The organism is Kocuria carniphila (genome assembly GCF_004136555.1).
In the GTDB taxonomy this organism is placed as follows: Bacteria; Actinomycetota; Actinomycetes; order Actinomycetales; family Micrococcaceae; genus Kocuria; species Kocuria carniphila.
The window spans coordinates 1-11,810 of the sequence record NZ_NOIT01000017.1 but is presented as its reverse complement, the minus strand read 5'-3'; the positions used below and the strand labels follow the sequence as shown (position 1 = coordinate 11,810).

Below are 11,810 nucleotides of genomic sequence, written 5' to 3'. Positions count from 1 at the left end.
AGACCTCCGACACCCATAAGCGTGTGGGCCCTTTAGGGCACATTGTGACGCGCGCATCCTTTCTGACCAGGGCAAATATACAACCGTCCCCCCGCAGCGGTTACAGATCCTGCGGGCCCAGCGGCAGTCCGAGCAGGTACCAGCCGACGAACAGCAGGAACCAACCGATCAACATGGCGATCGACAGCGGCAGCACCAGCGAGATCAGAGTGCCCACGCCGGCGTCCTTCTGGTAGCGCCGCAGGTAACCCAAGACCAGTGCGAAGTAGGGGCTCACGGGGCTGAGCACGTTGGTGGGTGAATCACCGATCCGGAACAGCGCCTGAGTGGTCTCCGGGGAGACATCCAGCAGCATGAGCATGGGCACCATCACGGGCGCGAGCAGCGTCCACTGCGCGGAGCCGGAGGTGATCAGCAGGTTCATGACCGCCACAATGGCCACCACGCCCGCAAACATGATCACGGGGTGCAGCCCCAGACCACCGATGAAGTCCGCGCCGTACACCGCCAGAACCGGACCAATACCAGACCACTCGAAGTACGCCGTGAACTGCGCTGCGGCAAAGAACAGCACCAGCACGGGCGCCACGGACACAATGCCCTTGGACATGGCCTCCGGGATCTGGCGAGCGCGGGTCATGGTCCCCGCAGCCTTTCCGTAGACCCAACCCATGACGGCAAACATCACGGCGATCACGATGCCCACGTTGAGCAACAACGGGGACATCAGGATCGTGCCGTCCTCGGCGCGCAACGGGGACCCCGGGGTCAGGAGCAAGGCCAGGTAGATCGCCATCATCACGGCAAATGCAATGCCGGCGTTGCGCAGGCCGCGCTTCTCACGGGGCTTGAGCTTCATATCCGAAAAGGAGCCCATGTCCTGCTGCTTGGTGTCCGTGTCTTCCTCAATCGCTTCACCGCGCTTGGCGATCACGGTTTCGGTGACCACCGTGATGATGGCGGCCAGGACCAGGGACGAGACGATGTTGAAGAAGTAGTTGGAAATGGGAGTGACGATCACGTTGGGGTCGATGAGGCCCGCGGCCGCGGTCGTAATGCCCGCGAGCAAGGCGTCCGACGCCGTCGGCAACAGCGAAGCGTTGAAGCCCGCAGCTACGGAACAGAACGCAACGATCAGACCGACCACCGGCGAGCGCCCGGCGGCTTTGAAGGCGAGCGCGCCGAGCGGGATGAGCACCACGTACATGGCGTCCGCTGCGATCGAGCCGGTGATGCCGGTCAGTGCGAGCACGAAGGTCAGCCACTTGGGGCCCACGCGCGAAACCGACCCGCGCAGCGCGGCCGAGAGCATCCCGGATTCCTCGGCCACCGCGACGCCCAAGAGGATCACGACCACCAGGCCCAGCGGCGGGAACTCCACAAAGTTGATGACCGCTTCCGAGACGATCTGCCGTAGGCCTTCCGGGGAGAGCAGGTTGGTGACCTGGATGGTCTCATCCGTGGCAGGGTTCACCGCACTCATGCCGATGGTCCCCAGAATCCAGCTCAGCGCGAGCACCACGCCGGCCAAGATGAAGAACAACCAGAACGGATCCGGCAGTTTGTTGCCCACCCATTCGATCCAGTTGAGGACCTTGAGGAGTGCTCCGTTGCCATTGCTCTTCTTCTGCGAAGAAGTTGCGGGCTGTGATGAGGAAGACATGGCGCGTCCCATTTCTTGAGGCGGTCACGATCGGTTGAGCGTTAAAGTACCCGCCTGCCGCTGCCCCACTGGCAATGACGGGCCGTGGCGCGCATGTCCGCGCAAGAGTTACAACCCGGATATCCAGCGTCACCGAGGTTCGGTTACGGGTTAATGGGGGCACCACAACGGGTGTACCCTCCTAAAGGCTTTGAGCGCCGGATCGCACGATTTTCTGAGCAAAGCCTGAGCAGAATCACCTACTGAAGGTACTCCCGTGAGCGAATTTCCCGCTGCCCTCAAGCGCGGTCTGACCGTGCGCCACGTGCGCTTCATGGCCCTGGGTTCGGCCATCGGAACCGGCCTGTTCTACGGTTCCGCCTCCGCCATCCAGGCCGCTGGCCCCGCCGTGCTGTTCGCGTACATGATCGGTGGCGCGGTGGTGTTCCTGGTCATGCGCGCCCTGGGTGAGATGGCCGTGCTGCACCCGGTGACCGGTTCGTTCGGTCAGTACGCCGGCCGTTACCTGGGCCCGCTGGCCGGCTTCATCACGGGGTGGACGTTCGTGTTCGAAATGGCCATCGTGGCTCTCGCGGACGTCACGGCCTTCGGCATTTACATGCAGTTCTGGTTCCCGGACACTCCCCAATGGATCTGGGTCCTGGCCATCGTTCTGCTCATCACCGGCCTCAACCTGCTCAACGTCAAGGTGTTTGGTGAGCTGGAGTTCTGGCTGACCATTGTGAAGGTCACAGCCATCATCCTGATGATCGTGGGTGGTTTCGCCATCCTGCTCTTCGGCTTCTCGGTCCCCTCCAGCACGCCGCCCGGACTCCACAACCTGGTCGATCACGGCGGCTTGTTCCCCAACGGCTTCACCGGCCTGTTGCTGTCCTTCTCCGTAGTGATGTTCGCGTTCGGTGGCATCGAGACCATTGGCATCACCGCCGGCGAGGCCAAGATCCCCTCCAAGACCATCCCCGCCGCGATCAACACGGTTCCCGTGCGCATCCTGCTCTTCTACGTACTCACCCTGTTCGTGCTGATGTGCCTGTTCCCCTGGAACGAGGTCACCGGCGAGGTCAGCCCCTTTGTCCAGATCTTCGACTCCCTGGGCATCCCCTACGCCGCACACATTCTCAACGCGGTCATTATCACGGCGGCGATTTCGGCCATCAATTCTGACATCTTCGGTTCCGGCCGCATGGTCTACGGTCTGGCCCAGCAGGGTCACGCTCCCCGCGCTTTCACGCACGTGGGCCGCACCGGCGTTCCGACGCTCACGGTCGCGCTCATGGCGGGCGTCCTGGTGATCGGTGTGATCCTCAACGCCGTGATCCCCGAGAACGTCTTCCTGATCATCGCGTCCCTGGCCACGTTCGCCACGGTGTGGGTCTGGATCATGATCCTGCTCTCCCACCTGGGCATGTCCCGCGAACGTTCCCGCGCCGGCGCCCCGCGCAGCTCCTACCCGCTGCCCGGTGGTCGCGTCAGCACCTACCTCGCCCTGGCGTTCATGGCCTTCGTGATCGTGCTGCTCGCCTTCACCCCGGACACCCGCATCGCCCTGATCGTGGGTCTCGGCTGGTTGGTCATCATGACCGGCGTGTTCTTCACGTTCGTCAAGGGCAAGGGTCGCCAGCGCACCATTCTTCCCGACGACGACGCCGCTCTCACCGGCGATCCCGCCGGCGCCGGTTCCAGCGCGGGTGCCGTGCGGTAGGCACTGCCCAACGCTGTCTGAATGAAGACGGTCGGCATCTTTTCCACATGGGAGGGTGCCGGCCGTCTTTTTTACGCAAAAACTGGTCGTATTAATACCTAGAACCTGCGTTGAGGTGAATGCTAGCATTTTGCTAGCACTACACCCTAGGGAGGCAATCATGTCCACCGTGACGATTCGAAATCTCGACCCGCAGGTCAAAGTTGCGCTGCAGAAACGTGCCGCGGCTAACGGTCGGTCCATGGAAGCAGAAATGAGGGACATCTTGTCTCAGTCCGTCGCAGAAGTACCAGACCCGAATAACAACCGGGTCTATGGCTTGGGTACACGCATTCACACAATGTTCGCTGAGTTGGACGGGCTGGAGATCCCGGAACGCCCCGCCGACGAAGCACGCGCTGCGGATTTCTCCTGATGATCCTGCTGGACACCAATGTCATCTCTGAGTTAATGCGCCCTCTACCAGCCCCTAACGTTCTCGCCTGGCTTGACAGTCAGATCGCCCCCTCACTCTTCCTCTCGGCAGTCTCTGCGGGAGAGCTCCTTGCAGGCGTAGCCGCTCTACCCACCGGGCGAAGGCGGGACACCCTCGCCCAAGCTGTGACACAAATTCTCGACGAAGAGTTCCGTGACCGAGTCCTACCCTTCGACACACGAGCAGCAGTTTCCTACGCCCTGATTCGTGAAGAACGGTCCCGATTGGGCAAACCCATTGGCGCTGCTGACGCCATGATTGCGGCCACCGCCAGGGCAACTGGCATGTCCGTTGCCACCCGAAACATCCGGGATTTCGAAGAGGCGGGCGTGCACCTGATCAACCCTTGGGGTGTCTGATCGAGCCCATTCGCCCGAGATCCGCACCGTCACGCATTGGATTGGAGGGATAAGTGTTGGGCCAGGTACCTACCGGTGTGGGTAGCCGTTCGGGCAAGTTCTGCGGGCGAGCCGGTGAACTGAACCTCACCACCCGCGTGACCGGCTTCCGGGCCGAGATCGATGACGTAGTCGGCGGAGGCAATGACGTCCAGGTCGTGCTCAATGACCACTACGGTCCTCCCTTCGTCCACTAGTGCGTGAAGCAGTTCGAGTAGGCGAGCGATATCGGTGGCATGTAGACCGGTGGTGGGCTCGTCCAGCACGATGATCTGAGCTTTATTGGTCAGTTCTCGAGCGAGCCTGAGCCGTTGCCGCTCTCCTCCGGAGAGCGTCGTGAGATTCTGCCCCAGCGGGAAATACCCGATCCCGACCTTGGAAGCGGCTGACAACAGTCGCCGCAAACGGGGGGCGGTGAAGTGGTCAAGCGCCTGGTCAATGGTCATCTCGAAGACATCGGCGATGGATAGATCATCGACCTTGTGGCGTAGCGCGCCAGGCCGGAATCGGCGTCCCTCACAGGCCTCGCATGGAGAGGTCACGGCGTCGGTGAAACCGAGGTCGATATAGGTGATACCCGTTCCCTCGCAGGCCCGACATCCGCCGTCGGAGTTGGGGGAGAAGAGGCCCGGGGGTTGCTTGGTCTCCCGGGCGAAGATGCGGCGGATCTCATCGAGCATCCCCGTCCATGAGGCGGGGCTGGAGCGCCGGGAACCTCGAATAGGCCCCTGGTCGACCATAACGGCCTCGGGCGCGGCAGCTAGTAAATGCGTGCGGATCAAAGTTGACTTACCGGATCCGGCAACACCACTGACGGCAGTCAGAACGCCGAGCGGGATGTCGACATCCACGCTCTTCAAATTGTGGGTCGATGCATCCCGAATGGCAATGCTGCCCGTGGGTTGCCGCGGCGTGCGAAACCCGACGGAAGCGGGCGAGCGCAGTGCCCGCCCGGTGACGGTGTCGGCCTCTTTAAGGTTCTTGTAAGTGCCCTGGAAGACCAGGTTCCCACCGGTGTTCCCGGGGCCCGGGCCGATCTCAATGATCTGGTCCGCAATTGCCATCACGACGGGATCGTGTTCGACGACCAACACGGTATTGCCCTTTTCACGGAGGGTGATGAGCATGCGAGTCAGCCGGTCGACATCGCGAGGGTGCAGTCCCGTGGTGGGCTCGTCGAAAACGTACAACAGGTCGTTGAGAGTGCTACCGAGATGGCGGACCATCTTGATCCGCTGCGCCTCACCACCGGACAACGTGGATGTCGCCCTGTCGAGGCTGATGTAGCCGAGCCCGAGGGCCTTGATGCGTTCGAGTTGGATCATGACCTCACGCTGCACAGGCCGAAGCTCACCGAGATCCCACCCCCGCATCGCCTCTGCCAGGTCACTAACCTGCATCGCGTAGGCATCAGGAAGCGTCAACCCGTGTACATGCGCCGTGGCGGCGGCCTCGTTGAGCCGCGACCCGCCACACCGCGTACAAGGACCCACGGAAACCAGGGCTTCGTGCGCCTTTTTGGTCTCCCCCTTGAGAGCGGCCGGATCCTTGGTCAGCTGCAGCCGACGAAAACGCACCACCGCTCCCTCGTACTGTCCTGGCAGCGCATACTCACCGACAGGTTCCACCTCTCCGGCTTCTGCGTGCAGAAGCATGTGCAGCTCTCGCGAGCTGTAGTGCTCAACAGGAAGATCGAGGTCGAACAGACCGCTGTTGCCATAACGCTGCCACGCAATGGATCCGGGTTTGTAATCAGGGTGACGGAACGGCCCCTCACGCAGGGAACGGGACAGGTCGACAAATGCGTCCTCATCCAATGTCTTTTCCTGACCCAATCCTTGACAGGCCGGGCACATCCCTAAAGGGTCGTTGAATGAGAAGGCATATGAAGGCCCGATATGCGGCGTAGAAGCCCTCGAAAACAGCATGCGCAGCCAGTCGCCGATGTCGGTGATCGTTGCCACTGTCGATCGAGGAGCGCCAACAAGCTGCCGTTGGTCGACAACAACGCATGCCGAGAGGTTCTCAATGAGGTCTACATCTGGACGCCCGAAGGACGGCAAGAAGTTCTGAACGAACGAACTGAAGGTGGAGTTGATCTGACGCTGGGCCTCTGCGGCCAGGGTGTCGAAAACGAGAGATGACTTACCCGACCCCGAGACCCCGGCGATCACGATCAGAGTGCCTTTGGCCAGGTCCAAGTCGATGCCCTGCAGATTGTGTGTGCGAGCGCCACGGAGCCGGATGGTGTCAAGTTTCATCGGAATCCTTTCGGTCAGTCTCAAGAAGCGAGCTTGCGGTACCTGCGAACAGCCAGGGGCCCGAAGATCGCCACGACGAGCAATGGTGTGACGACAGCCAGAGGAAGCGCGTGCGCACCCGCCCAGGTGACCGGTTCATATGTTGGGGAATTGGTCAGCTCTCGAACCGATGTCACAACGAAGGACAAAGGGTTCCATTCGGCAATTACCGCGAGCCAGGCGGGCATCGTTGAAGGATCGACGAACACCGAGGACACCATGCTGATGGGCCAGACCAGTATCTGGACGGCCGCAACGGCTTGGGGAGACCTGGCCTTGAGTCCCGCATATAACCCAAGCCACAACAATCCGAAACGGAACCACAGCAAAACCCCGGCAGCAACCGCGACCCCGATCATTGTGTTCGGTCGCCAACCCAGAACAACACCAGCGGCGATGGTCACAGCCAGACCCAGCACTGATGCGGCCATGTCCGCCAAGCAACGACCGGCCGGCACGGCCCAGCCACTGATCGGCAATGACCGGAATCGGTCTGTGATGGTACTGGAAGCATCGGTAGTGATAGCGAGCATCGTCGATTCGAGCCCGAAGAGCATGGCAACCGCCAAGACCCCGGGTACTGCGAAAGCAAAATAGCTTTCGAGGTCGCCCGCCAGCGCACCCCCTAGCAACCCACCCATCATCACCAGGACCAGCACGGGGAAGAGCAGGTTGACGATGAAAGGCCCGGGTTGAACACGCCAGTGCTGGAAGGTGCGACCTGCCAGGACGGCGCTTTGCTGAACGACTTGGTTCATCATGTCTCCTTACCGGGATGGACCTGCGCAGGCCCCGTGTGTAGCTGGAGGTAAAGATCTTCCAGCGTGGGTTCTCGCACCTCGGTACGCGGCTCGCCCGCGAGCCGTTTCAGTTCCCACGAGGTCCCAGCCACAAGAACGCGGCCCTCGCGCAGGATCACAACGTCGTCGGCCAGGGCATCCGCTTCTTCCAGATACTGGGTCGTCAGAACCACCGCGGTCCCCTCACACACCCGCGCCTTCACTGCCGCCCACAGATCCCGCCGCGCCACCGGGTCGAGGCCCGTGGTGGGCTCATCGATGAACAGCACGTCCGGTTTGCAGATGAGCGCCACCGCCAGGTCGATCCGACGGCGCATCCCACCCGAATACTTTCCGACCGGCCTGTCTGCTGCGTCTATCAGGTCGAATTGGGAGAGAAGCTCCTCGGCTCGTCGCTTCGCGGTCGCGCGATTGAGCCCGAGTAAGCGCCCGAAGAGCTCCAGGTTCGCCCTCCCCGAAAGCACCTCGTCCACCGCCGCGTACTGTCCCACAACTCCGATTCTGCCGCGCACAGCAGAACCATCCCGGATGATGTCGTGTCCGGCGACCTTGGCAGTGCCGGAAGTTGGCGCAGCCAAGGTTGTCAGCATCCTCAACAACGTGGTTTTCCCGGCCCCGTTGGAACCCAAAATTGCCAGAACCCGCCCTTCGCTAAGGGTGAGATCGACTTCCGAGATGGCGGGTCGATCGGACCCGGGAAACATCTTTGTGAGGCCTCGTGCCTCGATCATCGGCATAACCATCTCCTTGTCCCGTACGTTGTACGGTACAGCATGAGATATCATTCCCTAGAAGTCAAGAGTGGAGGTCCGGAATGCCACGAACAGCGAGCCGATCAGGCGATCCCATCAAGCTGCTACAACTCCTGTGGGCTCCTGAAACCAAGGTGGGGAGATCCGGGACGACCGTTGCGGAGGTCCTCGATCAAGCGATTGACCTGGCAAGTTCTGAAGGTCTCGACGCATTGACCATGCGTCGGCTTGCGACGCAGGTGGGTGTGGGGGCCATGACCCTGTACGGCTACGTCCCGGGCAAACCGGAACTCCTGGAGCTCATGCTGGACAAGGCGATCGCGCGCACTTACAAGGGGCATCAAAAACCTGCGCAGATCAGCAAATGGCCGGCTGCACTGAGACACGTCGCCACCCGCAACTACGAGCACGCGCTCGAGCACAGCTGGGTGGTCGAGGTCCCTCCCGCCCGGCCGATACTCGGACCCGGCCATCTCTTGAAGTACGAGGACGAGCTGACGCCCCTGGACGGAATCGGACTCGACGACGTCGCCATGGACCAGGCTCTCACGCACATACTCTCCGTCGCTCAGCACGCTGCACGATGGGAGCACGCCATACAACAGGCACGGGCCACATCGACACTCACCGACGATCAGTGGTGGTACAGCGTTGAATCAAGCCTGTACACGCTCCTGGGTGATGTGCAGCTCCCCGTTTCCAATCGCGTTGGTCAAACTCTCGCTAATGCTGGCGATCCTTCGCAGTTCCTCACACGTTCCGTGGACACCGTCATCGCGGACGTCTCCCGACAAATCGAGACGCCAACAGCGTAGGAGCGAACACCGCGCTCTGGATCGCCCATTAGAGAGGGTCGTCACAGGTCAAGAACCGATGCGAGGGCATTCCGTCGGCTCCCCGGGCTGCATGTGCATCCTGATTTGTTAGGAACCGCCGACGGTGCCAATGCGGACGTTTACATTCTCTTCCGCGCGGACATCACTTGGAGTCGTGCCTTCACCGCGCCACCAACCCATGAACTCCTGAGCTGTGAAGACCGGCTTGCCCCACTTCGCCGCGTTCTTGGCCTTATTGGATTGAGATCCGTCCTCGGCGGTGACCAGGACATCGCAGCGGGTCTTGGTCACGTTGACGACCGGCTGGAGACCGCGTTCCACAGCCATATCTTCCAGCTCTTCCCGATAGACCTCTCGCCCGTCAGCACCGATCACGGTGCCGGTGAAGCAAATGCGAGCGCCGGGAACCAGCACTGAGTCGATGTCCTGAGCTGAGTCAGCAGACTCGTCCAGAATCCGCTCCCCGATTTGCTCCTCCACCGCACGCACAACCACCAGGCTTTCGGCAGAGAACCGCCCGCGCTCACCGGCCTCACGCAATTTCTCGGCCAACACCGCACCCGGGGTCTCCGTTGCATCCGCACTGCACCGCACGGTGAATTCCGTTGTCTCCGCGGGCCGAGGCATCAGATAACCGGAACGATCCTGAGCATCCGAGAACGGATCCGCCATAGCCTCCGACAGATCCTGCCCGGCGACCAGATCTCGCACGGCACGCGCTCGCTCCAACGCCGTCGGCGCTTCGAGCGCGCGGCGCTGCTGGGCAGAAAGTCGCGTTGCGGCGACGTCGTACCCCATGGGCATGTGCGTGACGTAACCGGTGCGTTTGAGCTCGTAATCGAGGTACCCGAGCTGTCGGTCGATGTTGATGCCCACCGGGACCCGGCCGACCAGGTGCGGGGCGAGCGCGGCCCACGCGTCCGTGAGGAGGGGTGCGAGTTGCACCTGACCGGCAGTGATGCCGTACGCGGCACGGGCGTCGCCCATGTCGCGGGTGGGGTTGACCAGGGTACTGAGTTCCAGGCCGTCGTCTGTAACCAGGGCGATCTCCACGGGGCGGGGGCGCCAGCGGTCGCCCTCGTCGCCCACGCTGCAGATGCCCAAGTACACGTTGCCCTTGGTCGGCTGCGCCGCGTGGGAACCGGAGCGCAAGAATCGGCGGATCCGCTGATCGACCTTGAGGTCGCGCGGGAGAACGTTGCGGCGCAGCACGAGCCCCTCGAACGATGTGCAGCGGCTCAGCGCAACGTACAACTGGCCGTCCGCGAACGTGCCGCCCGTCAGGTCGACCACCACATTGTCCAGGGTTTGGCCCTGACTCTTGTGGATCGTGATGGCCCACGCGAGGCGGAACGGCAGCTGGGTGTACGTCCCGATCACGTCATGGCGGAGCGTTCCGTGCTCGACGACGGGCCGCGTCACCTCCCACAGGTTGGGTTCGACCTTCACGAAATCGCCATTGGGAAGTTCGACGAACACGATGAGCTCGCCGTCCTCCCAGAAGTAGTCCGCAACCTTGGCGATCGTGCCGTTGACCCAGCGGTCACCGGGGTCGTTGGTGAGCATCATGACCTGGGCGCCGCGCTTGAAGACGAGTTCCTTGTCCACGGGAATCTCGAAACCGTCCAGCTCACCGGTGAGGATTGCCGCATGATGGACCGGCTCGTCCTCGAGTTGCTCGAGCATCGTGCGGTTGCGGGACGTGGCCATGCGGTTGGTGGTGGTCAGCGTCAGCCAGAACTCGTCGATGGGAGGGGTGAACTCCGGGTCGGTGCGGGCGTTGAGCTCGCGGCGGGCCTCGTCGAGCAGGCTGCCCTCGCGCACGGCATTGAGGATGTCGACCAGGCGGTTGTCCCCGATCTGTCGAAAGACCGTGCTCAGTTCCACCGTGGCGAAATCATCCGGGTGGTAGTTGTCCGCGGAGAAGAAGTACGGGGTCTTGTAGCGGGTGGAGAAGTGATCGCGTTCGTAGTCGGTGACCACGGGCGGGAGCTGATACAGGTCCCCGACCAGTACCAGCTGCACCCCGCCGTACTTCCGGCCGGGCTTGGGACCGAAACGTTCCAACGCCGCGACCAGGCAGTCGAACAGGTCAGCCCGAACCATGGAGGCCTCGTCCACGATGAGCGTGTGCAGTTCCCGCAGCGTCTTGGCGAACCTGCCGGGGAAGTATTTACCGGTGCGCACCTGCTCCGGCGTCATACCGGGATAGAGGGACAGCAGTCGGTGGATCGTGTAACCCTCCACGTTGAGCGCCGCGATCCCTGTGGGCGCCACGACCACAACATTGCGCCGGGTGTGGGCCATGAACTCCCGGATCAGCGTGGACTTACCGGTACCCGCCTTACCCGTGAGGAACACGTTTTCACCGTGGTGCAGCCGCTGCAGGGCTTCCTGGAACTCGTCGGTGAAGACGAGTTCGGAAGAGTCGACCGCGTGCACCAGAACAAGTCCTTTCCACATCACGTTGAACAGATGACCTTACCGCCAGTGGCCGCCTGCGGACTGGCATCGGGCTGGATTAGGCTGACTGGGCAAGCAGCGATCAACCGGACACATCCTAGGACGGACCATCAGTGAGCACCGAGCAGCCTCCCCAGTCCCACAGTGCCGGGACGGACATGCTCGCCGTGGATTTCGCGGCCCGCATCGCCGCCGCCGTGGTGGCCAACGGAGGAACCGTCGCGGAAGCCACCCGATACGGTCGACAGATCCTCGCACACGCCCAGATCCAACATTCCGACTTGGATGCCAGCTACGGCGCCGTGGGCATCAACTGGCTCGATCCGGAAGGGCACCCCCGACTTTGAACTGACCCCCGGGAGTTGGACTGAGTAATTCGGTTCCAACTCCCGGGGGTCAGTTCATGGGGAAGCAGAGTGCT

General features: G+C 62.2%; 10 protein-coding genes. 5 read left to right on the top strand and 5 right to left on the bottom strand.

The window, feature by feature from the left end:
• Nucleotides 1–100: 100 nt before the first annotated feature.
• A complete protein-coding gene (locus tag EWV37_RS12565; RefSeq protein ID WP_129701961.1) occupies nucleotides 101–1,663 on the bottom strand; it encodes an AbgT family transporter in 1,563 nt (520 codons plus the stop codon).
• A 256-nt stretch (nucleotides 1,664–1,919) separates the two neighbouring features.
• Between EWV37_RS12565 and EWV37_RS12560 the strand changes: the two genes are divergently transcribed.
• The 3 genes from EWV37_RS12560 (at nucleotide 1,920) to EWV37_RS12550 (ending at nucleotide 4,199) form a co-directional block, all read left to right on the top strand.
• On the top strand, nucleotides 1,920–3,365 hold the full coding sequence (locus tag EWV37_RS12560) for an amino acid permease (RefSeq protein WP_129701959.1): 1,446 nt from the start codon (nucleotides 1,920–1,922) through the stop codon (nucleotides 3,363–3,365).
• A 160-nt stretch (nucleotides 3,366–3,525) separates the two neighbouring features.
• A complete protein-coding gene (locus EWV37_RS12555; RefSeq protein ID WP_129701957.1) occupies nucleotides 3,526–3,780 on the top strand; it encodes a FitA-like ribbon-helix-helix domain-containing protein in 255 nt (84 codons plus the stop codon).
• On the top strand, nucleotides 3,780–4,199 hold the full coding sequence (locus tag EWV37_RS12550) for a type II toxin-antitoxin system VapC family toxin (protein ID WP_129701955.1): 420 nt from the start codon (nucleotides 3,780–3,782) through the stop codon (nucleotides 4,197–4,199). Before EWV37_RS12555 ends, EWV37_RS12550 begins: the two co-directional genes overlap by 1 nt.
• A 29-nt stretch (nucleotides 4,200–4,228) precedes the next feature.
• Here EWV37_RS12550 and EWV37_RS12545 read toward each other — a convergent pair whose 3' ends face one another.
• Genes EWV37_RS12545 through EWV37_RS12535 form a run of 3 tightly spaced genes read right to left on the bottom strand, consistent with a single transcriptional unit; the run spans nucleotide 4,229 to nucleotide 8,075 of the window.
• Nucleotides 4,229–6,499 (bottom strand): ATP-binding cassette domain-containing protein, encoded by a 2,271-nt coding sequence (locus tag EWV37_RS12545; protein WP_129701953.1) that lies wholly within the window; start codon nucleotides 6,497–6,499, stop codon nucleotides 4,229–4,231.
• Nucleotides 6,500–6,519: 20 nt separating this feature from the next.
• A complete protein-coding gene (locus tag EWV37_RS12540) occupies nucleotides 6,520–7,299 on the bottom strand; it encodes an ABC transporter permease (protein ID WP_202976218.1) in 780 nt (259 codons plus the stop codon).
• Nucleotides 7,296–8,075: an ABC transporter ATP-binding protein gene (locus EWV37_RS12535; protein WP_238663259.1), complete on the bottom strand. Its 780-nt coding sequence runs from the start codon at nucleotides 8,073–8,075 to the stop codon at nucleotides 7,296–7,298. The genes EWV37_RS12540 and EWV37_RS12535 overlap by 4 nt, the downstream gene beginning before the upstream one ends.
• A 77-nt stretch (nucleotides 8,076–8,152) precedes the next feature.
• Here EWV37_RS12535 and EWV37_RS12530 point away from each other — a divergent pair, with 77 nt between their 5' ends.
• Complete coding sequence (locus EWV37_RS12530) at nucleotides 8,153–8,905, top strand: TetR/AcrR family transcriptional regulator (protein ID WP_129701949.1); 753 nt, start codon at nucleotides 8,153–8,155, stop codon at nucleotides 8,903–8,905.
• Between the two features lie 108 nt (nucleotides 8,906–9,013).
• On the opposite strand, the gene EWV37_RS12525 is transcribed toward EWV37_RS12530, so the two are convergent.
• On the bottom strand, nucleotides 9,014–11,389 hold the full coding sequence (locus EWV37_RS12525) for an AAA family ATPase (RefSeq protein ID WP_129702078.1): 2,376 nt from the start codon (nucleotides 11,387–11,389) through the stop codon (nucleotides 9,014–9,016).
• A 113-nt stretch (nucleotides 11,390–11,502) separates the two neighbouring features.
• On the opposite strand from EWV37_RS12525, the gene EWV37_RS12520 reads away from it, so the two are divergent.
• Complete coding sequence (locus EWV37_RS12520) at nucleotides 11,503–11,736, top strand: hypothetical protein (protein ID WP_129701947.1); 234 nt, start codon at nucleotides 11,503–11,505, stop codon at nucleotides 11,734–11,736.
• The last annotated feature ends 74 nt before the right edge of the window (nucleotides 11,737–11,810 follow it).

Coding starts and splice junctions, on each gene's coding strand:
- EWV37_RS12565 (WP_129701961.1), bottom strand. CDS start 1,663: ATGTCTTCCTCATCACAGCCCGCAACTTCTTCGCAGAAGAAGAGCAAT.
- EWV37_RS12555 (WP_129701957.1), top strand. CDS start 3,526: ATGTCCACCGTGACGATTCGAAATCTCGACCCGCAGGTCAAAGTTGCG.
- EWV37_RS12550 (WP_129701955.1), top strand. CDS start 3,780: ATGATCCTGCTGGACACCAATGTCATCTCTGAGTTAATGCGCCCTCTA.
- EWV37_RS12545 (WP_129701953.1), bottom strand. CDS start 6,499: ATGAAACTTGACACCATCCGGCTCCGTGGCGCTCGCACACACAATCTG.
- EWV37_RS12540 (WP_202976218.1), bottom strand. CDS start 7,299: ATGATGAACCAAGTCGTTCAGCAAAGCGCCGTCCTGGCAGGTCGCACC.
- EWV37_RS12535 (WP_238663259.1), bottom strand. CDS start 8,075: ATGCCGATGATCGAGGCACGAGGCCTCACAAAGATGTTTCCCGGGTCC.
- EWV37_RS12530 (WP_129701949.1), top strand. CDS start 8,153: ATGCCACGAACAGCGAGCCGATCAGGCGATCCCATCAAGCTGCTACAA.
- EWV37_RS12525 (WP_129702078.1), bottom strand. CDS start 11,389: ATGTGGAAAGGACTTGTTCTGGTGCACGCGGTCGACTCTTCCGAACTC.